This window comes from Clostridium sp., from assembly GCF_050717535.1.
Lineage (GTDB): Bacteria > Bacillota > Clostridia > Clostridiales > Clostridiaceae > Clostridium_AD.
Genome location: NZ_JBOITM010000073.1, coordinates 73,483 through 94,711 on the forward strand (window position 1 = coordinate 73,483; position 21,229 = coordinate 94,711).

The following is a 21,229-nucleotide window of genomic DNA, read 5'->3' on the forward strand; positions in this document are numbered from 1 at the left end:
CTTTCTTCCCTTTTTATTCTACTTTCACGGCTTCATCTATACTAAATAGGTATAGGTATCTCTCTTTAACTTTCTTTTGCAGCGTTGTTTCCAAGGCTCTTGCATAATAATCTAGCTGAGACCTATATTTTTCGACTAAAGCACTAACCTCACCATTTTTCACAGAATCCGTTTTATAATCCACTAAAGTTATTTCTCCGTCTTCCTCAAAATAACAATCTATTATTCCTTGGAGCATTATTTTTTCCTCTCCATATATATCTATTGGAAGATTTTTATAAATTTCACTAGAACTTATCTCCATATGGAAGGGAACTTCTCTTTTTAAGTTATTTAACCCATAAGCCTTTACCATTCTTTGCCCAAGCTCTGTTTTAAATAATTTCACTATTTTCGCGGCTCGTACTGCTTTGCCCTCCTCGTCTGACAATAAGAGTTTTTCAACGTAAATTTGAATTTGCGCATCTATTTCATCCTTATTTTCAACTTTGGACAAATCTAATCTTTGCACCACTGCATGCATAGCGGTTCCTTTTTCTGCTGGAGTTAAGCCCTTTGTTTTTTCTAAAAATTTCGGTTTGCTTATAAGTTTTGGCATATACATAGTTTCTGAATCGCCCTGCGTAAGCTCTACATTAAATTTCCTCTTAAGCTCTGTTACTGTAAGTACTGTAGGCATTTTTGTGGACATTTCATATTTATATTTAAAGCCAAGCCTTTTATCTATCTCTTCCACATTTTGATCATCTGTAATTTTTTCCTGAAGATTCAATAACTTTTCCTCTGTACTCACAAGCGTTTCTTCTTCAATTTCTTGCGACTTAACTATATCGTCTCTATTCCAAAATCTAACCTGCCAGCTAGATGGATGATGCAAAAGATTTACGTTATCATCTTCTATTCCAATTAACTCTCTTAGTTTCTTTCCATCTTCATGTCTTATTACTGAAGGTACTATCCAATCTAGATAGCTTTTGGCCTTTAGAATTTCATATTCTCCAAGCTTTTCTGTGGACTCTTCTAAACTTGAGCTCATTCTCGCTATATTTTTCTCTATGTTTTTCATTGACCCAGTTATTATTAATTTTTCCTTAGCCCTTGTAAATGCTACGTATAACACTCTCATTTCCTCTGAAAGACTTTCAATTTTTATTTTCTTTCTTAATGCCTGTTTTAACACTGTAGGGTAGGAAATTCTTCTTATAGGATCCACATAATCTGGTCCGTAGCCTAATTCGTGATGAAATAATATACTTTTATTTATATCCATTAGGTTAAAGTTTTTTCCTGTACCACTTAAAAATACTACTGGAAATTCTAATCCCTTACTTTTATGAATGCTCATTATCCTAACTACATTTTCATTTTCCCCTAAGGTTTTAGCACTGCCCATGTCTCCAGAACTTACTTTTAACTTGTTTATGAAGTTTATAAAGTTAAACAGTCCCTTATAACTAGTTTCTTCATATTGTTTAGCCCTTTGAAAAAGTACTCTTAGGTTTGCTTGTCTTTGCATTCCACCAGGCATGGCTCCTATATAACCGTAATAGCCTGTGTCCGTGTATAGATACCAGATGAACTCGTCAATGGGCATATATTTGCAGATTCGTCTCCAGTGATCTAATCTTTTTAGGAATTTAGTGAGTTTTTGGGTGACTGATGCTTGAGTCACTGATGCTTTAGCTTCTGATTTTACAAGCTCAGATTCCTTTGAATTCTTGTCTTGCACTGCTTCTTCACTAGGCAGAAAATTTACCATGGCCTCGTAAAAGGTAATTTCCCTTTGCCCTATTCTTATATCTACTAGCTCCTCTGAGGTAACTCCACCTATAGGAGAACGTAGTACCGAAAGCATAGGAATGTCTTGCCTTGGATTATCTATAATCTGAAGGAGACTCATGACTATTTGAATTTCTACGGTATTAAAATACCCTGTGCCTGTATCTGCATAAACTGGTATGCCTTCAATTTTTAATTCTTCTAAAAATGAGGGTGCCCAATTTGAGGTGGCACGTAGTAATATTACAATATCCTTATAATCTACAAATCTATATTCTTTAATATTTTTATCATAAATTTTAAATGCGTTTTCATCATTATGTAGCATTAATTCTTTTATTCGTTTTGCCACAATTCTAGCTTCTAATTGAATATTTGTAGGGGTTTCGTCCTCTGCCGATTTGCTTAAGTCTTCATTTTCAGAGCTACCAAACTGACTTTCCTCTTGCGCATCTGAATTTTCCTGCGTTATATCTACAGCTTCTTTTTCAATAAGGTGTAGCTCTACTGGTCCACCTACTACTCCCTCATCTTTAAGGTCTTCAAAATAAGCGCCTAAATTTAGTGCTTCTTCATCTGTATAGTCAAGGTCTCCAATATTTTTGCACATTATTCCTTTGAAGATATAGTTTACCGCATTTATAACTGGTTCTCTACTTCTAAAGTTTTTGTATAGGGTTATTTTTCTGGTTTTAGCCCCCTCTTCCTTAGAATAGCTACTATATTTGCCAAGGAATAGTTCTGGCCTTGCCTGCCTAAATCTATATATACTCTGTTTTACGTCTCCTACCATAAATACATTGGGAGCCCCTATTTTTTCTCTTGAGATTATATTTAATAGTGTTTCTTGCACCATGTTGCTGTCTTGATATTCATCTATCAAAATTTCTTCGTATTTATTTCTAAGTTGGATGGCTACAGAGGATGGTTCTGGTTTTCCCTGCTCATCTAAGACTACCTCCCCTTGCTCATTTTTCTGCATTAATATATGGAGGCAATAGTGCTCAAAGTCATTGAAATCTATTATTGAGCGTTCCTTTTTCTTTTGTTTATATTTTTCCTGAAGGTCTATAACTAGTTGTGATAGTTCTAACATGAGAGGATAAAGTTTTTTTATATCCTCTATGGCTGTTTCTGAATTTGCAGCGACTATCTGCCCCTGAAGCTCTAGCAGTTGTTTTTTTACCTTGTTTCTTATGTCTTGTACTGCCTTTTGTTTTTCCTTGTCCTTGCAACCTCTTATAGTTGGAAGTTTTGGAAAACTCAAAAGTTCTATGGTATCGGTTAAGTTTTTAAAGGAATTTTTAGCTGCACTTATAAGATCAGCAATGGAGGCTAAATCTTCTTTAAAGACATCATTGTACACGGTTATTGCCTCGTTTTCCTCTATGATTCTCAATGCCTTTATCATTACTTTTTCAATGCCTAGTAGCTCTATTTTAGTGTCTTCCATCAAAACCATTGCCCAAGGAGTGTCGCTAAGGTTATAACCATCTTTTATGTTAAAATCCTCTGCGGCCTGTAGTAGCCATTTTGTTGGATCTGTGGAGCTCATTGAAAAATTATAGAGGCTTAGAACTATGCCTTGAAGGCCTAAGTCCTCTTTGTTGTTGCTATAGGCTTCGACTAGGTTTAGGAAACTAGAATTTTCTGGGTTATTAAATGTAGTTGTTTCCGTGGGCTCTAGGATGCTTGCGGATTCCGTATGGCTCTCGCCTTCTTTAAGTATCTGCTGCTCTGCAATAGTTACGTATCTCTCTTCAAAAAGTTCCTCTAGAGCTTCCTGCTTTAGAAGTACAGCTTCTGTTGCATCTGCTATTCGAAAATTAGGATCTAAATCTACTACATGAAAATTGCTCCTAATAACTTCAAGGCAGAAGGAATGAATAGTTGTAATGCTAGATTTATTTAATAGTGTTAATTGTCTTTGCAGTAATTTACTTTGTGGATTTTTATGAAGCTCTTTTGAGATTGCCGCAGCTATTCTCTCTCTCATTTCTGATGCAGCTGCATTAGTAAAGGTAACTACTAAGAGCTTGTCTATATCTGTAGGCCTATCTTCGTCTGTCACTATTTTTATTATTCGCTCTACCAGTACTGCTGTTTTTCCAGAACCTGCAGCTGCAGCTACTAGAATATTGCAGTCACGAGTTAAAATAGCCTTTTGTTGATCCTCGGTCCATGAAACTGCTTTTTCCACAGGCACAATTTCGCTTGTATCCATTACTCTTCCCCTCCTGTCTTTTGATGATTTGTAAGATTTAATCTTGTTTCTTCTGTAGCTTCATTACATAAGAGTTCCCATATTTCTTGGTCTTTTCTATCCTTTATTATCTTATAATTATTTTCCTTTAATGTGGGGTCGAATTGGCATATAGCTGTGTATTCACAATAAGAACAAGGGGTCATATCCTTTTTCTTGTAGGGCTTTATGTCTATTTCTCCGCTTAGCATTTCCTCGCAAGTACTTATTAAGTTTTCCTTTACGTGATTAAGTAGCATATTAAATTGCTCCTTAGTTGCTACTGAAGATCTTGAGCCTAATTCTCCATCTTTTTTAATAGATGCTGGAATAACTAGAGAGGCTCCCTCAATATTTCTATCCATTTCCCTAATTATTTTAGTGTCTGCTAGTAGGAGTCCCTTCATTTTTAAAGCTTTCATTATGGCTTTTTCCAGTTCTTCTTCATCTAAATTATTTTTAGCCTTGATTACTGGGTCATCTATTTTAAAATACAGTATACCTGCCGGGAAAATTGGCTCCTTTGATAGCTGGCTCTCATTTGTAAGCATGGCATCTAAATAGGTAAGTAGTTGTATTTGAAGTCCGTAATATACATCTGATAGTTTAAAATCCTTATTTCCAGATTTATAATCTATAATTCTGTAAAATTCTTCGCCCTCATTTATCAATTTATCTACTCTATCAATTCTACCAACTAAATTTACTATTTCTCCTGTGGATAGTTCTACCTGAATCGGTGGATAATCTCCCTCATTAAAACCAAAGGATACTTCATACCCAAAAGGTTCAAAGCCACTGTTTTTCATCTGCTCAACTATTACCAAAATAGTTCGCTTTAAAACTCTTTTTAACCGCTCTGTAAAATACTTATACCTTGGTGAACTGTTTAATATATACCCACTGGAGCCTTCCGCCGCTTCCATTTCTACAATAGTTGCTATATTTTTCTCGCACCAATCTTTATTAAGGTCCGCCCATTTCATTTCACTTTTATCCACAAGCTTTGAAAAATTATCAAGCACACTGTGCATAAAACTTCCGAGATCTGGCGATGAGAAGGTAAAAGTTTTTCTTTCCTTTGCTTTTAGGCCATATTGCACAAAATATGCAAAAGGACACTCTTCATATTTTTCTATTCTAGATACGCTAAAATAGTTTTTTGCTCCATAAAGTAGTTTTACTTTTTCCTTTTCTAGCATTTTGACTTCATTCTTATAGTCAAAGCCCTGGAACATGGTGTTGGACTTTTCTTTCCAATGTTCTTCATTTTGAAACCACTTATAAACTTTTATCCAAAGTGGAGATATATAACCCTCTTCTAAGTATTTTCTTAGAGCAAAGATTAATCCATTAAAAGTTGGGGTTTTTGCACTTACCTCTCGAAGTTCACGGTCATCCCCTAGATCATCCGCATATTCTGTTATATTACTTTCTTCTATGAGGCCCTTAAATAAGGCTTTAAATCTGGATATTATAATAGAAGGTCTTAAAGTTTTGCCTTCGTAATCTGCTATGGGATAACTTATGTTTAAATATTTACTTGGGATAGTTATTGTAGCATAAATTAAATACTGCTCGTTAAATACCTCGGTTTTAGTATCATTAGCAAGCTCTACGTTGTTTTCTTTTAAAATTATTCTGTCACTGTCTGTAAATATTCCCTCTTCCTTGTTTGCCTTTGGGAACACTCCATCATTTACCCCTATAATGTATAGGGCACTTATATCATGACTTTTTATACGATCCACTGAGCTAATGGTAACTCCATCTAAGGCTGGTGGAATAAGTCCCATTTGATGTTTACTAAAGCCCAGTGACAGGATTTTTACAAAGTCCTCTAGTGTTAGAATTTCTTTGCCTAGCACATCCACCATCTGGTCTAATAACTCGTTTACTAGATTCCATATTTTACTGTACTCTGTGACTTGCTCCTGGGCACCGTCCCTTTTGAAATCCTCTATCCAGAGCTCTATGGTTTTATCTACCTTTGTGTTTTCTAGAAATTCAAATAAGGCAGTGCATATTTTTATAGTGGTATTTTTGCCCTTTAATTTTTCATTTAATTCAATTAGTGGTTTTATGAAAACTTCCCTTGTATCATTTAATATTTTAATGGTAGCTTCTATTTTTTCGGTTTCACTTTCTTCTTCTTTTGCTGGCATTTCGACTTCTTCGGATGCTGAGTCTTTGTTTTGTTTGGTTGCTGTATTTTTAATCTCTTCTATTATAGAGTATTCAATTTCTTCAGTTTGCTCCGTTTTCAACGTTTCCGCACTTTCTATATCCTTTTGAAGTTCCTCAGCTTCTGCCTTATTAACGTAGTAATCTCTAAAATAAAATTCTATCTTTTCCTGCCATAGTTGAGGTTCCGTCCATTTCCTTTTGCCTCTTATACCCGATGCTATTACAAAGTTTTCTAGTATATCTATATTTTCCATCTTTATATCTAATAAACCTGTTTTAAGGTATCTAAACACTGCTTCATAACTAAAGTTCTTAGTGAAAATCTCAACGGCTCCGGTTATTAATACAATTAGCGGATTACTTGTTATATCTTTTTTCTTATCTATAAATATAGGTATATTGTATTCTGTAAAAATGGCCTTAATTAATTTTTCATAGGAAGGTAAATCTCTGGTTACTACCGCTATTTTATTAAATCTTATATCTTCATCTCTGCAAAGCCTTAAGATATCCTTTGCCACATGTTCTATTTCTGAGTAAGAATTTAACCCTTTAAATAGTTTTATATTCTCACATTTTTCAGTAGTGGGAGTATAGGGAAATGCAAAATAATTTCTCTCAAGGAAAGAAAGCTCTGCATTATCTTTAAATTTATGCTTCTTGTTTCCCTCTAGCTCTATAGGTGATTCGATGCTAGTTCCAGTTAACTGAGCTATTTCTAATAACTTATCTTCTGTAAATTTTATAGAATAAAAAGCATCAGACTCCTCCATTCCTTTTGAATGTCGAGAGCTATTTAATGGAAGGGTTATATTTACCCTTTTGGCCTTTTTATATAATTTCTCTATTATTCCATACTGCTGTGGTGTAAATCCAGTAAATTCATCAATCCAAAATTCAGAACCATCAAGATCACATTCATCAATAGCACTATATAAACGAGTCAAATCGTCATCTGGGTCTACATAGTTTTGATTTAAAATATTATCAAATTGCCCATATATAAGGGATAAATCCATTATTTTATCTATTAGTAAAGGGGACTCCCCTAAGTTTTCTTTTACCGCATTTAAATCTTCCACTGAAATTCCATATTTTTTAAATTCTGTGATTGCGCCAGCCACATTATCTACAAAGCCCTTTTGCCTTGAGGCTGCACTAAACACTTTAAATTCATCTTGCTTCTTTTGCATTATGCTGTGAATAAGCATTGCTTTCCCGGAGGTATCCATAGGTTTTCGGGTTATTCCCCCAACCTCACCAAATACTTTGTAGGCTAATCTATTAAAACTAAGTACTTGGACATTCTTTATTCCTGTAGATCCAACTACTTTTATAAGGTTTTTTTCAGCTTGGAAAGAGAATTGTTCTGGCACTAAAAGTACTAGGGGTTTTTCACGTTCTTCCACTTGTCTATGCTTTATATCCTCTAAGCAGAAAGTACTCTTCCCTTTGCCAGCTCCTCCGTAAATAAATCTTAAACTCACAAAAACACATCCCTTCTTTTGACCTCATTATATTATACCATGTATGATTTTGCGCATAATACATTAATTTACTATTATAGTTTTTTATTATTTATCACATTAGACTAAATTAAAATTAATTAACGTTTAACCCCGAAATATAGTGTAAAATTTAGTGAAACATGGTATTATTATGTTGAATTTTTAATATAATTGCTATTTTTTATAAAATCAACTGTAATAAGTGAGATTAATTGAATAATTTGCAATTATAGATATTTAAATAAAAAATTGGGAGTGTTAAAATGAAATCTATAAAACATCAACTGATTATTATTACTATTTTGCTAGTAGCTATACCATTTGTAGTATCAAATTTAATCTCTGATTATTATATGTCAAGTCAATTAAAAAACGATGTATCCATTAATAATCAAGTTTTCGCAAAAACTGTCGGAAATAGTGTTTTTGATTATATGGCTAAATCTTATGCTTTAACTGAAGAATTGGCAATAAGCAGAGCAGTTAGTGACTTTATACCTCAAAAACAAAGTGAAGCAATTAAAGGAACTATTAAAAGAAATCCATATTTTGATTTGTTTTATATTCAGGATATGAAAGGTGATCAAACTTCTAGAAGCTCAGGTACTTTAGCTAATAGAGCTGATAGATGGTGGTTTAAACAAGCCCTTGAGCTAAAAGAGCCTTTTATTACAAAATCATATTTAACAACCAATGGTGACAATTACGCAGTAAATTCTATAATATACCCAATTAAAAATGATAAATCAGAATTAATAGGTGTAATGGCTGCTGATCTAAAGCTTGAAGAATTGCAAAATATAGTTGAAAGATATAGTACTAAAGATAACTATGCTTATGTAATAGATGGCGAAGGTGCAGTAATAGCCCATCCTGACAAATCTCAGATTTCAGAAATATACAATTATAAAACTATGACTAAAACTATAAAAGTAAAGGACGCATCTGGTAATATAATAAAAGATGCTGCTGGTGTTCCTAAAACAGAAACTCAAAAAATTACAGTTCCAAATGAATTAAAAAACATAACAGGTTATGCCTTAAGTGGTAAAAAAGGAATTACAAAGTATGTAGACGCAAATAAAAATAAAATAATTAGTGCTTATGACACAATTAAGCTACCTGGTAATTCTGGTAATTGGGCAGTAATAACCGTTGAAAATGAATCGGCCGCTTTGTCTTCTATAAATGCCATAAGAACCAAGAATATAATTTTTGCTGCTATATTATTGATACTCACTTCAATTCTTGTATCTATGTTATCTAAGAAAATCACAGATCCAATTTATAGGATAAAAGACTTAGCTAAACGATTATCTTTTTATGATTTTTCTGAAGGAATTGTTATAAAAGGGAAAAATGAATTTTCAGAAACAGGAATAGCTTTAAATACTGCGCAACAAAATATTAAAGAATTAGTTAAAGAAATAATGAGTAATTCTTCGGATATGAGTGCATCATCTGAAGAACTTTCAGCTACAGTTCAAGAAATAACATCTAGAATGGAAACTATAGACCATTCAACGCAAGAAATAGATAAAAATACACAGGAAACCAGTGCTACTTCCGAAGAAATAACCGCATCTGTGGAAGAGGTTAACTCAAGTATGGACGAATTAGCCTCAAAAGCTATGGAGGGTAGCGATAATGCTACGCACATAAAAGGACGAGCTAATGATGTTCGAACAGGTGCTAAACAAGCATTAGAAGATAGCAACAATATTTATAGAGAAAAAGAAAAAAACATATTAAAAGCTATAGAAGATGGAAAAGTTGTAGCAGAAATAAAAATTATGGCTGATGGAATTGCCGCAATCGCAACGCAGACTAATTTACTTGCATTAAATGCAGCAATTGAAGCCGCAAGAGCTGGCGAGCAAGGAAAAGGATTTGCAGTAGTTGCAGATGAAGTAAGAAAGCTTGCAGAAAAATCCTCAGAAACTGTAAATACCATTCAATCTACAATAGCAAAGGTTCAACAATCATTTGACAATTTATCAATAAATAGCAATGACATACTTAAATTTATGATGGATGATATTAGACCTGTTTTAGAACAATACGTAGAATCAGGCAATCAATATGGTCAAGATGGCGAATTCGTAAGCTCCATGTCAGAAGAAATTGCATCAATGTCTGCAGAGGTGGAAGCTACTGTAAATCAAGTTAGTACAGCAGTTCAAATCCTAGCACAAAATTCTCAACTTTCTGCGGAACGTACTGGAGATATTAAAGTTAGTATTGATGAAACCACAATAGCTATAGATCAAGTTGCTCAAGCTTCACAAGATCAGGCAGAACTAGCACAAAAACTTAATGAATTGGTTCAGAAGTTTAAGATTTAAGCTGGACAAGTATCGGGGACAGTCATTCACTAAATGAATTTAAGTACCCGTTAAGTAACTGGATAAAGTCATTAATAAGGTGCTTTACCATTATAAAAATATGGAAAGCACCTTAGATTTTTTATGTAAAATATTTAATATTTATTATATAATTTCTATCTAATTTTATCTAATGCCTAGTACTATGAGGGTTATCATGTATAACTTAAAGAATTTTCCCGAAATCGAGGTAACCATACTTTTAGAAGAGATTTTAAACAATAGGATACTATTTGCAAATGTGATAAGTGCAAATTGGATATTAAGGGATTCATGTAATGCAGAAAAAGCATTACATGAATCCCTTTTGTATTTTTATTTTGTGCTTTGAAGTTTTGCTATGATTATTTCTTTCATTTCCGCTAATTTATTTTCTGCCAGTGTTAAAGTTTTTCCTTTAGAGTACATATATATTTTAATTTTTGGTTCTGTACCTGAAGGTCTTACAGCATACCAGCTCTCATCATCAAAATAGAATTTAAGTACATTAGATACTGGAATTCCACTAGGTTCTTCAGTGCCATTAATTATGTCATAAGATTTTTCTATTTCGTAATCTATATATTTAACTAGCTTAGCACCACCTAAAGTCTTTGGATTATCTTTTCTGTATTCTTCCATCATTCTAGAAATTCTCTTTTGTCCTTCTATGCCTTCTAAAACTATAGATATTAAGTTTTCTCTATAATATCCAAATTCCGCGTATATCTCATTTAGTACATTTAATAGAGTTTTACCTTGTGTTTTATAGTAAGCTGCTGCTTCACATAAAAGCATAGATGCTATTACTGCATCCTTGTCTCTAACGAAGGTACCAGCAACATAACCGATGCTCTCTTCATATCCAAAGATAAATTCATAGCTATGATCTCTTTTGAAATCATTAACTTTGCCACAAATATTTTTGAATCCTGTAAGTACCTCGAAGGTCTCAACACCATACTTCTTGGCTATTGCCCTACCTAAATCACCAGTTACTAGAGATTTAACTATTGCAGCATTCTTTGGAAGTGTGCCTTTTTCCTTCATTCCTTCTATAACATATTTTATTAATATAGCTCCTGTTTGATTACCATTAAAGGCAACATATTCACCCTTATCATCTCTTACCATTATAGCAAGTCTATCGCAATCTGGATCTGTAGCTATTAATAATTCTGCCCCTTCTTTTTTGCCAAGTGCCTGTGCATATTTAAAGGCTTTTACGTCCTCTGGGTTTGGATATCCTACTGTGGTAAAATATGGGTCTGGATTTTCCTGCTCTGGTACAACTATTATATTTGTAAAGCCTCTTTCTTTTAGTACACGCCTTACAGGGATGTTTCCTGTGCCATTTAGAGGTGTGTATACAACTTTTATATCCTTATCTATATCCTCTCTTATAGCAAGACCTTTTACTTTTTCTAAATACTCATCATCCATAGCTTTTCCAAGCATTGCTATTAAGCCTTTTTCCTTAGCGACCTCCATATCCATTAATTTTATAGCGCTAAAGTCTGTAATACTCTGAATTTTTTCTGTTATACCATCTGCGATAGATGATAAAATTTGTGCACCATCTTCCCAATATACTTTGTATCCGTTGTATTCTTTAGGGTTATGACTAGCAGTTACTACAATTCCTGAAGCAGTATGTAATGTTCTTACCGCATAAGATAATTCTGGAGTAGGTCTTAACTGCTCAAATAAATAAGCCTTTATTCCGTTCGCTGCTAAAACTTGTGCTGCTGTGGCTGCGAATTTTTCTGAAAAATGTCTACAGTCGTATGCTATAGCTACTCCTCTATCCATATATTCACTTCCATATCCTTTAATATAATCTGCAAGTCCTTGAGTTGCCCTTGAAATAATGTATATGTTCATTCTATTAAGTCCTGCGCCTAATTTCCCTCTTAGTCCTGCAGTACCAAATTCTAAATCCATATAAAATCTATCCTGAATCTCTTTAGGGTCATTAGCTATTGACCTTAGTTCTTCCCGAGTCTTTTCATCAAAGTATTCATTATTTAACCATTCGTCATATTTTTTCATATAAGTCATTTTAAGTCCCACCTTTCCAAATAATTACTATTACTATCATTATACATTATTTTATATGTTTTTTAAACAATACTTTTTGTTGGTTAGTCTTGGGGCTTTTCTTGGGGACGGTTAACAACTAACTAAAATAAAACATTTAATTAGTTGTTAACCGTCCCTCTGTGTATGTGTGTGCCCACTTTATTATTCTTGTGCATCATATATCAGCTTAGATACTTTTGCAATAACTTCATTGGCCTCTGGAACGTCCTCTGTAAATACAACAAGAATATACGGATTTTTTTTATTTACTATGGCTATATCATTAACATACTCGCCATAATCTCCAATTTTATGAGCTACAATTTCCTTTGGAATATACTTGTCTATCCTGTCATGGTAATCTGTTTTTTTCATAGCTTGAATCATAGTGTCATAGTATTTATTGTTATCAACATTAAAATATAGTTTTTCTAAAATTTTCCAAGAATCCTTTGGTGTTGTATTATTTCCACTATGATCTACTTTGTGCCCAAGCATTTCTTGCATATAATCATATTTATTTTCAATGCCCACTTTTCTTAAAATCATATTTATGGCTATATTGTCCGAATACCTTATTGAATAGTCACTTAAGGTTTTTATACTAATAGGACTGCTTAAATCCGTCCCTTGAAGTATTCCAGCACCCTCTTCATAGTCACACTGTTCAAACTTTAGTTTTTCATTTATATTAATTTTATTTTCCTTAACCATATCATACATGAGCATATTTATGGGTACTTTTATTGTACTTGCCGCTACAAACTGCTTGTCCTCATTTATTCTAATGGATTTACTAGAGTTTATATCGTAGTAAACCATTCCAACTTTATTTATATTATTACCGATTAAGGCTCTAATTTGACTTTCTAAAGTATCTAAGTGGGCTTGTTTTATACAATTTTCTTTTATCTTTTTTTGTTTATACTCTAATAACTGCTGTTTAGCTATCTCTTCATGTTCATCCTTAGAAATTCCATCAGACAATCTATAATTATTACTTTTATTATTGGTTGATATAAAATCAAATTCTGCAATGCTTACATTCGCTGCTACTCCTTGTCTATTTATAAAAAATGTTACAAAGCATACCATTAATATAGCTATAAAAATTCCAGTATTTCTACCTTCCATGGAGCATCCCCCTTAGTTTTCCCTATGTATATAATAACAATTATCAATTGTTAAATCTTTAAAAACTCTCTTCCTTTAAATATATTTTTTGTATATGCCAATTCAATTACAATCATAATAACCGTTTATAAATTCATATTTTATTCTACTTTAATTTACATTATACCTTACATTATACCTTATATTTTGTCAAACTTTTATATTTTTTTATTTTTTTTGAAAATAGTTTATGTGAGTGATAAATCGGCAACCAGGAGACAATCATTGGGGACGGTTAACAACTAATTAAATAAACAATTAAACAAAAATAACTAGGAACTGTTTAAAAACTATTTAAATTAATTCATTGGAAATAATTTATATAAAAACTAATGTCTAGAAGTGATTTTTAATGGCGAGAATGGCAAGATTAAAAGCAGCCGATGCTATATATCACATTATGTGTAAAAGTATCAGCGATGCTTTTTTTAGTTTAGGAATATATATTGACAAAAGACGAGATCATTTCAACATAATTGATTATGGATTTGTTATGGGCTAATTCGACTTAACACTTAACTTAAGGACAATCATTTAAATTAATTTAAACATAACTTATTATAGAATCAAAAATGCTGTTTACCTTGCATCTATTTTAATCGCACTAAAATTGGACATGCTTATAGCCCCGATAAGCTAGTAACCTTTACTTTTAAAATAGTTAAACTAAATTCTAACATACTGCTCTCATAAGTAAAAGGTACAAGTTATAATGAAAACCTTATACCTTTTCACAAGTACAAAAGATAATTATTAGCTATCCTACCTATATATAGCTCTTTTAGTTTAACTATTTGTTAACCGTCCCTACTGATGTTGATTTTTTTTGTCAATTAAATTATATTTCCACAAGATCTAACATATATATATAGATGAATCTCATTTAAGGAGTGATATTATTAACGTTAAATTTTGCAAACACAATCATTGGAATGATGCTGTCATTACTATGCTAAGTGAAACTCATCCTGAAATAAAAATCTCCACAAAAAAATGTTTTGGTAAATGCCATAAATGCAAATCCCATCCTATAGCCATGATTCATAAAGAATTACTAGTAGGTACTGATGAACAAGATTTATATAATATAATAATTAGTAAATTGTAATTACCTTAGGCACATTGAGATAAATTACAAGTCAATATCATAGTATTTGACTTATTATTTATTTAAATGCGCCTTTGGATGCTAAAATGTTCTATAAAAGCTACATATATGAACCCTTTGTGTTACAGATTAATGTTATGATTAGTACAGATGTATACTATAATGCGGTACACTGTTCCGAAATACAATAACTGAATAAAGGTGGAAATATTATGATTATAACAGGTAAAAAAGTTGGAATGCTCGCAGGTACTTTAGCAATTCTAAGCTCAATATTTACACTAGCAAGTAATTTGTTGTATAAGAACAGTTATTCTTATGTAGCAATTGGACTTAGCTTATTTTCTGGTGTTACGTTGTTTGTTTTATGTTCTAATAGAACTAAAAAACTGTGATTTTAAAAACAAAAGATTCGCTTTAGGAGTTTACAACAAAGAATAATAGTAAAGATTTTTCCTTAAGAAGGCTAAGTATGAAGTGATTAATAAGAAAAAATAGCAGGGGTTTATCCCTGCTATTTTTATATGGATCTATAATAATATAATTGCATGATTTTAATAAACACAACCCTTTTATACTTAATTATAGGGTTCAATCCAATTAGTTTTTAAAAATTTCTCCTCAATTTCATTCGGTGGAAGAGGTCTACTAAAATAATAGCCTTGTATTTGATTGCAGCCCATGCTTTGAAGTAATAAAATCTGTTCCTTTGTTTCTACGCCTTCTGCAATAACATCTAAATCAATCTTTTGTGCAAGTTGTATTATTCCATCTACTATGGCTTTTTCTCTTTCATTAGTAACAATGTTATCGATAAAGGACTTGTCTATTTTCAATGTATTTATAGGTAACTGTTTTAGATAACTAAGAGAAGAATATCCCGTTCCAAAATCATCTAAGGCAATGTTTATACCTAAGCTTCTAATCTCAGTAAGTAATTTAACTCCCTTTTCGAAATCCTTCATTAATATACTTTCTGTAATTTCCAGTTCCACAAATCTTGTATTAACCTTTGTCTCAGATATAATTCTTTTAAGATTTTCTTCAAATTTATCATTTTGAAGTTGAACTGCGGATAAATTTATTGCAATAGTATCATATAGGTACCCTTTGCTTTTCCATAAATTATTTTGTAAATACACAGTTCTTATAATCCACTCACCCATAGGAATTATTAGTCCACTTTTTTCTGCTACTGGTATAAATTCATCTGGAGATATTCTTCCAAGCTCAGAATTATTCCATCTTAACAGTGCTTCAAAGCCCTTTATTTTATTGTTTATAATATCTATTTGTGGTTGATAATAAATTTCCAGTTCATTATTTTCTAATGCATGCCTTAATCCCTTTTCTATTTCAACACGCCTTACAACTATTTCACTCATGTTTTTATTAAAAAAAGAATATTTCGCTTTACCATTGTATTTTGCACTGTACATTGCAGTGTCTGCATTTTTCAATAAGATATTGGTTGCATGTCCATCATCGGGAAATACTGTAATGCCAATACTTGCAGAAGTATAAAACTGTTTACCAGCTATTGTTATTTCATTGTTTAATGAGCTTAGTAATTTTTCGCAAAAACAAGTTATCTCTGAATAATCCTCAATGTTTTTCATTAAAATAAAAAATTCGTCTCCGCCTACTCTTGCAACAATATCCCCCTCTTTAAGATCAGCTTTCAGAGATACTGCAACATTTTTTAATAATTCATCTCCATAGTCATGACCTAAGGTATCATTTATTTCTTTAAAATTATCTAAATCAATAAACAATACAGCAAGTTTAACACTCTTATCTATAGCTTTAAAAATTTCATTATCCAAGTTGTTAATAAATAATTTTCTGTTAGGTATGTCTGTTAATATGTCATAAAACTGCAATTTATTAATTTTATTTTCAGAATCCTTTTGACGCGATACATCTGTAACAGATCCTGAAATCTTAGTTGCAATGCCTTTTTTATTTCTCATACACTTGCCTCTAATTAAGACCCATCTATTCCCTCCGCCATTAAATTTAATCTTCAAATTGCTTTGGTAATGCAACGTTTTGCCCTCAATGTGATTATTAAAATCATCCACCGCAATTTTCTTATCTTCTTTCACAACTAACCTCATTAAATCCTTAAAATTCCTCATAGTATCCTTATCATATCCCGTAATATCACTAATTTTATCTGAAGAAAAAAATTCTCCAGTTATAAGGTCAACTTCAAATATGGCATCATTAGAACCTTCTAAAGCCAATTTGTATCTTTCTTCACTTTTTTCAATTATTGCTTGTTTGTCATGTAATTCATCAAATTGCGCCCTTAATTCCTCTTCTGCAGCTATTAGTTGCTCATAGGTAGCTTGAATTTCTTGATAATTTTCTTTTAATGTATGTGACCAGGCCTTACTTTTCTTAGTAAACTCATTAATTAAAAAATATATTATAAAAGATGATATAAGTACGTAAACCCACCCTTTAATGGTCTGTATTTGCGCCATTAAAGATTTACTTTCAATAATAACATCTAACACTCTGTCTGAAAATGATATCCAAATACCGCCAATCAAAGCATACACAATAGTTACTTTAAGTGGCATCTTTCCTAGTCCCTCATCATCCTGAAATAACCAATCTACATTAAGACACTCAGCATTAATCTTTGATTCTTCTTTTGCAATCTTTTTTGCGTCATTTTTTCCCCTTTTCCCATTCACCTAGATTCCTCCTATTAGCACTTACAAAGCAATACAGCCTGTTTTACATTTTATTTTAAAGCATATTAATATGATTATCGTCAAATTAAAATTTTTATTAATAGTTTTTTACAATTTAAATTTATTTATTTGTTTTTAAATATATCTATATTTTTATTAAACTTTCATATATTATTAATTTAGTGGTTTTCTATAAAATATTGCATTTATTTTTATACAATATTAATTATAAAGGTATATAAATGTGTATAAATATTTAAAATAATTTTATATTTTAGTTTATTTTGTTAATTCTTACATTTGTAACTTTATCGTAATACATTTTAATATAATATGGTGTATTATAAGTATTATAATGTGTTGGAAAAATTTTTATTGAAGGAGTTCTTAAAATGAAAAAAAAGAATATACTCACCACTGTGATTTTGAGTATTTTAATTGTAAGTTCTATATATTTCAATTCTATAAATAACAATAAAATTAAAGCTGCTAAATTAAAAACCGAGGCTTTAAAAATTGAATTTCAGTCCTTAAAAGCTGAAAATAAAACTTTAAAAGAAACAAATTGCAAACTCACTGAAACAAATTCAAAGGTCTCATCAAAGTTTAATAATTTAAAAAGTGTTGTAGATTAATGTCAACTGCCAGCTACCCTAAAGGGATAGTGGTTTTATGCTTAAATTTATAAAAATTAATTTAAAAGGAAGGTTTTACTATGAGAAATTCAAAAAGAAAGAAAAAGCGCCCAATAGGACTTCTATTAGTTAAAATTTTCATTTTTACACTATGTATTTCTTCACTTGTACAAGCAGTTGTGGGGCAAGCAACCGTTATACGTGGTGAAAATGAAAGTACTTTATTAGCAGAACAGATAAGCCAAATTCGTAGCCATAATAAAAAATTAAAATTAGAAAACAAAAATCTTCAAAATGGAATCCTAGAAAAAGAAACTTCATATAAAAAAAAGATGGCTAATACTAAAATAGCTTATTTAACCTTTGATGATGGTCCATCAGAAAATACTGTAGAAATATTGAAAATTTTAAAACAATACGATGTTAAAGCTACCTTTTTCGTAAATGGTCATACTAACTACTCATACCTTTATAAACAAATTTCTGATGATGGACATGTTTTAGGGAATCATACCTATAGTCATGATTATAACAAAATTTATTCATCAGCATCTAATTTTAAAATGGATATAGTAAAATTAGATGAATATCTTACAGCAATAACCGGCAAACAGCCTTCTCATATTTTAAGATATCCAGGTGGATCCAATAATACTATAAGCCACAATTATGGCGGAAACGAGATAATGAACAGGGTCATTAAAGAAATGAATGCCACAGATTATAAGTACTTTGATTGGAATGTTGATTCTACTGATGCTTCTACTTACTGTCAAGACAAAAATAAAATTGTACAAGCAGTTTTAAATGAAAGTAGTCAAACTAAACATGCCGTTATATTAATGCATGATTTGACTCCGAAAATTACAACTGTACAAGCCCTACCTGAAATTATTGTGGGCCTTAAAAATCAAGGATTCATTTTTGATGTACTTTCCAAAAATGCTTATGCGCCACAGTTCACAGTAGTTAAATAGTTTTATTGGAACCTTGACATTTTTATTGCAAGTGCTATAATCAATGTAAATTCAATACTTTAACACTACGAAGAGAAAAGTAAGCTCTAGCGCATTTGCAGAGAGAGAATACCCTAGCTGTAAGTATTCTTAAATGTTCATTGTTGAAGACTGCCTCTGAGTGACTCCAATAAAGTCCGGTAATTCCGTTATAATTATTAAGTGGTTTATTTTTATAAACAATTTGGGTGGAACCGCGGGAAATTATAATCTCGTCCCTTTTCTTTAGTTAGAATTGGGATGTGGTTTTTTTTGTTTTATAAAAAAATATGTTAGCAAAACTTGTGCATAATCTTATGCCTAGTTATTTTTTTTAAATATTTTTAATTAATTTCAAAGGTGAAAGGAGCAATATATATGATAAATATTACATTAAAAGATGGTTCAATGAAGTCTTATGAATCTGGTATGACTGTACTTGAAATTGCGAAAGATATTAGCGAGGGACTAGCCAGAGTTGCTTGTGCCGGAATGGTAAATGGTAAAACTGTAGATTTACGTCACGAAGTTACTGAGGACTGTGAACTTAGTATATTAACTTTTGATGATGAGGAAGGAAAAAAGGCCTTTAGACATACCGCTTGTCATATATTAGCTCAAGCAGTAAAAAGATTATTTCCTGCTACAAAGCTTGCCATCGGACCTGCTATAGACGGAGGCTTCTATTACGATTTTGATAAACAAGGTTCTTTCTCTGCTGAAGAAATTATACAAATTGAAGCAGAAATGAAAAAGATTGTTAAAGAAGATTTACCAATAGAAAGATATGAACTTCCAAGAGCTGAAGCTATTTCCTTTATGCTAGGAAAAGATGAAAACTTCAAAGTTCAATTAATAGAAGATTTACCAGAAGACGTAGCAATATCCTTCTATAAACAAGGTGAATATACGGATCTTTGTGCGGGCCCACATTTAATGTCTACAAAACCTGTAAAAGCCTTTAAGCTTACTCAGGTTGCAGGTGCATACTGGAGGGGTGACGAGAAAAACAAAATGCTTAGCCGTATATATGGAACTGCCTTCACAAAAAAATCAGATTTAGATGATCATATAGAAAGAGTTGAAGATGCTAAGAAAAGAGATCATAACAAACTTGGCCGTGAATTAAAATTCTTTACAACTTCTGATGTTATAGGTCAAGGTTTACCTCTACTTATGCCTAACGGTGCAAGGGTAATCCAATTATTACAACGTTTTGTTGAAGATGAGGAAGAAAGAAGAGGTTATGTTATAACTAAAACTCCTCTTATGGCTAAGAGCGATTTATATAAAATGTCTGGCCACTGGGATCATTATAAAGATGGAATGTTTATCCTTGGTGATGAATCTAAAGATGAAGAAGTTATGGCACTTCGCCCAATGACTTGCCCATTCCAATTTACAATTTATAATGCTGATCAAAAGAGTTATCGTGACCTTCCAATTAGATATGCAGAAACTTCAACATTATTTAGAAATGAATCTTCTGGTGAAATGCATGGCCTAATAAGGGTAAGACAATTTACTATTTCAGAGGGTCATTTAGTTGTTAGACCTGATCAATTAGAAGACGAATTTAAAGGTGTTATAAATTTAATCAACTATATAATGGTTACACTTGGACTTGAAAATGATATCACTTATAGATTCTCTAAAGGGGATCCAAATAATAAAGAGAAATATATTGATAACCCTGCAGCTTGGGAAGATACTGAAGCTAAGATGAAGGTTATATTAGACCACTTAGGAATAAACTATAAAACAGCTATAGATGAAGCTGCTTTCTACGGTCCTAAGCTTGATCTTCAAATTAAAAATGTTCATGGTAAAGAAGATACTATAATTACTGTGCAAATTGACTTTGCATTACCGGAAAGATTTGACATGACTTATATTGATAAAGATGGAGTTAAAAAACGTCCATATGTTATCCATAGAACTTCAATTGGTTGTTATGAGAGAACACTTGCTATTTTAATAGAAAAATATGCTGGTGCTTTCCCAACTTGGCTTGCACCACTACAAGTTAAGGTATTACCTATTTCCGAAAAATTCCATGATTATGCAGATACTGTAATAGCTAAGCTTAAAGCTGCTAACATTAGAACTTCAGGAGATTTTAGAGCAGAGAAAATTGGATACAAGATTCGTGAAGCTCGTAATGAAAGAGCTCCTTTCCTACTAATAGTTGGTGAAAAGGAAGCTGACCTGAATGAAGTTTCTGTTAGAAGCAGAAGAAATGGTGATGAAGGTTCAATCGCACTGGATTCCTTTATTGCAAGAATTAAAGAAGAAATAGAAACTAGATTATTATAACAAAGAAAGAGTATAAAAACGCCCAGTAGTGCCACCCTCGTGGCAAGTGGCAAAATTGACAAGCTCTAATGTATAAACGTTATCCACAGCAACTTCCGCAAGCTGTTTCCTATATAATAAAAAAGCCCTTATA

12 protein-coding genes and 1 other annotated feature are annotated in these 21,229 nt (G+C 32.0%); of the genes, 7 read left to right on the forward strand and 5 right to left on the reverse strand.

The genetic code is table 11. The annotated features are described in order from the left end of the window. Nucleotides 1-13 precede the first annotated feature (13 nt). The gene (gene addA / locus ACREVU_RS13510) at nucleotides 14-4,003 is read right to left on the reverse strand and encodes a helicase-exonuclease AddAB subunit AddA (protein WP_431552124.1); all 3,990 of its coding nucleotides are present in this window, start codon (nucleotides 4,001-4,003) and stop codon (nucleotides 14-16) included. Continuing rightward, on the reverse strand, nucleotides 4,003-7,695 hold the full coding sequence (locus ACREVU_RS13515) for a helicase-exonuclease subunit AddB family protein (protein ID WP_431552125.1): 3,693 nt from the start codon (nucleotides 7,693-7,695) through the stop codon (nucleotides 4,003-4,005). Before ACREVU_RS13515 ends, addA begins: the two co-directional genes overlap by 1 nt. 284 nt (nucleotides 7,696-7,979) lie before the next feature. Here ACREVU_RS13515 and ACREVU_RS13520 point away from each other — a divergent pair, with 284 nt between their 5' ends. Further along, on the forward strand, nucleotides 7,980-10,061 hold the full coding sequence (locus ACREVU_RS13520; protein ID WP_431552126.1) for a methyl-accepting chemotaxis protein: 2,082 nt from the start codon (nucleotides 7,980-7,982) through the stop codon (nucleotides 10,059-10,061). A gap of 354 nt (nucleotides 10,062-10,415) precedes the next feature. On the opposite strand, the gene ACREVU_RS13525 is transcribed toward ACREVU_RS13520, so the two are convergent. After that, on the reverse strand, nucleotides 10,416-12,140 hold the full coding sequence (locus tag ACREVU_RS13525; protein WP_431552127.1) for a phospho-sugar mutase: 1,725 nt from the start codon (nucleotides 12,138-12,140) through the stop codon (nucleotides 10,416-10,418). Nucleotides 12,141-12,323: 183 nt separating this feature from the next. Then, nucleotides 12,324-13,295 (reverse strand): serine hydrolase, encoded by a 972-nt coding sequence (locus ACREVU_RS13530; protein WP_431552128.1) that lies wholly within the window; start codon nucleotides 13,293-13,295, stop codon nucleotides 12,324-12,326. 391 nt (nucleotides 13,296-13,686) lie between these two features. On the opposite strand from ACREVU_RS13530, the gene ACREVU_RS13535 reads away from it, so the two are divergent. The 3 genes from ACREVU_RS13535 (at nucleotide 13,687) to ACREVU_RS13545 (ending at nucleotide 14,837) form a co-directional block, all read left to right on the forward strand. Beyond that, nucleotides 13,687-13,836, forward strand: coding sequence for a hypothetical protein (locus ACREVU_RS13535; protein WP_431552129.1), 150 nt, complete (start codon nucleotides 13,687-13,689; stop codon nucleotides 13,834-13,836). A 396-nt stretch (nucleotides 13,837-14,232) separates the two neighbouring features. Then, the gene (locus ACREVU_RS13540) at nucleotides 14,233-14,442 is read left to right on the forward strand and encodes a DUF1450 domain-containing protein (RefSeq protein WP_431552145.1); all 210 of its coding nucleotides are present in this window, start codon (nucleotides 14,233-14,235) and stop codon (nucleotides 14,440-14,442) included. Nucleotides 14,443-14,654: 212 nt separating this feature from the next. Beyond that, nucleotides 14,655-14,837, forward strand: a complete 183-nt coding sequence (locus tag ACREVU_RS13545; protein WP_431552130.1) for a hypothetical protein — start codon at nucleotides 14,655-14,657, stop codon at nucleotides 14,835-14,837. Between the two features lie 183 nt (nucleotides 14,838-15,020). On the opposite strand, the gene ACREVU_RS13550 is transcribed toward ACREVU_RS13545, so the two are convergent. Further along, nucleotides 15,021-17,150, reverse strand: coding sequence for a sensor domain-containing protein (locus ACREVU_RS13550; protein WP_431552131.1), 2,130 nt, complete (start codon nucleotides 17,148-17,150; stop codon nucleotides 15,021-15,023). A gap of 392 nt (nucleotides 17,151-17,542) precedes the next feature. Here ACREVU_RS13550 and ACREVU_RS13555 point away from each other — a divergent pair, with 392 nt between their 5' ends. The 3 genes from ACREVU_RS13555 (at nucleotide 17,543) to thrS (ending at nucleotide 21,096) form a co-directional block, all read left to right on the forward strand. After that, on the forward strand, nucleotides 17,543-17,785 hold the full coding sequence (locus ACREVU_RS13555; RefSeq protein WP_431552132.1) for a hypothetical protein: 243 nt from the start codon (nucleotides 17,543-17,545) through the stop codon (nucleotides 17,783-17,785). An 80-nt stretch (nucleotides 17,786-17,865) separates the two neighbouring features. Beyond that, nucleotides 17,866-18,762 (forward strand): polysaccharide deacetylase family protein, encoded by an 897-nt coding sequence (locus tag ACREVU_RS13560; RefSeq protein ID WP_431552133.1) that lies wholly within the window; start codon nucleotides 17,866-17,868, stop codon nucleotides 18,760-18,762. 58 nt (nucleotides 18,763-18,820) lie between these two features. After that, nucleotides 18,821-19,024: a binding site (T-box leader), on the forward strand. A gap of 134 nt (nucleotides 19,025-19,158) precedes the next feature. Continuing rightward, the gene (gene thrS, locus ACREVU_RS13565) at nucleotides 19,159-21,096 is read left to right on the forward strand and encodes a threonine--tRNA ligase (RefSeq protein WP_431552134.1); all 1,938 of its coding nucleotides are present in this window, start codon (nucleotides 19,159-19,161) and stop codon (nucleotides 21,094-21,096) included. Nucleotides 21,097-21,229 lie beyond the last annotated feature (133 nt).

Coding starts and splice junctions, on each gene's coding strand:
- addA (WP_431552124.1), bottom strand. CDS start 4,003: ATGGATACAAGCGAAATTGTGCCTGTGGAAAAAGCAGTTTCATGGACC.
- ACREVU_RS13520 (WP_431552126.1), top strand. CDS start 7,980: ATGAAATCTATAAAACATCAACTGATTATTATTACTATTTTGCTAGTA.
- ACREVU_RS13525 (WP_431552127.1), bottom strand. CDS start 12,140: ATGACTTATATGAAAAAATATGACGAATGGTTAAATAATGAATACTTT.
- ACREVU_RS13530 (WP_431552128.1), bottom strand. CDS start 13,295: ATGGAAGGTAGAAATACTGGAATTTTTATAGCTATATTAATGGTATGC.
- ACREVU_RS13535 (WP_431552129.1), top strand. CDS start 13,687: ATGGCGAGAATGGCAAGATTAAAAGCAGCCGATGCTATATATCACATT.
- ACREVU_RS13545 (WP_431552130.1), top strand. CDS start 14,655: ATGATTATAACAGGTAAAAAAGTTGGAATGCTCGCAGGTACTTTAGCA.
- ACREVU_RS13555 (WP_431552132.1), top strand. CDS start 17,543: ATGAAAAAAAAGAATATACTCACCACTGTGATTTTGAGTATTTTAATT.
- ACREVU_RS13560 (WP_431552133.1), top strand. CDS start 17,866: ATGAGAAATTCAAAAAGAAAGAAAAAGCGCCCAATAGGACTTCTATTA.
- thrS (WP_431552134.1), top strand. CDS start 19,159: ATGATAAATATTACATTAAAAGATGGTTCAATGAAGTCTTATGAATCT.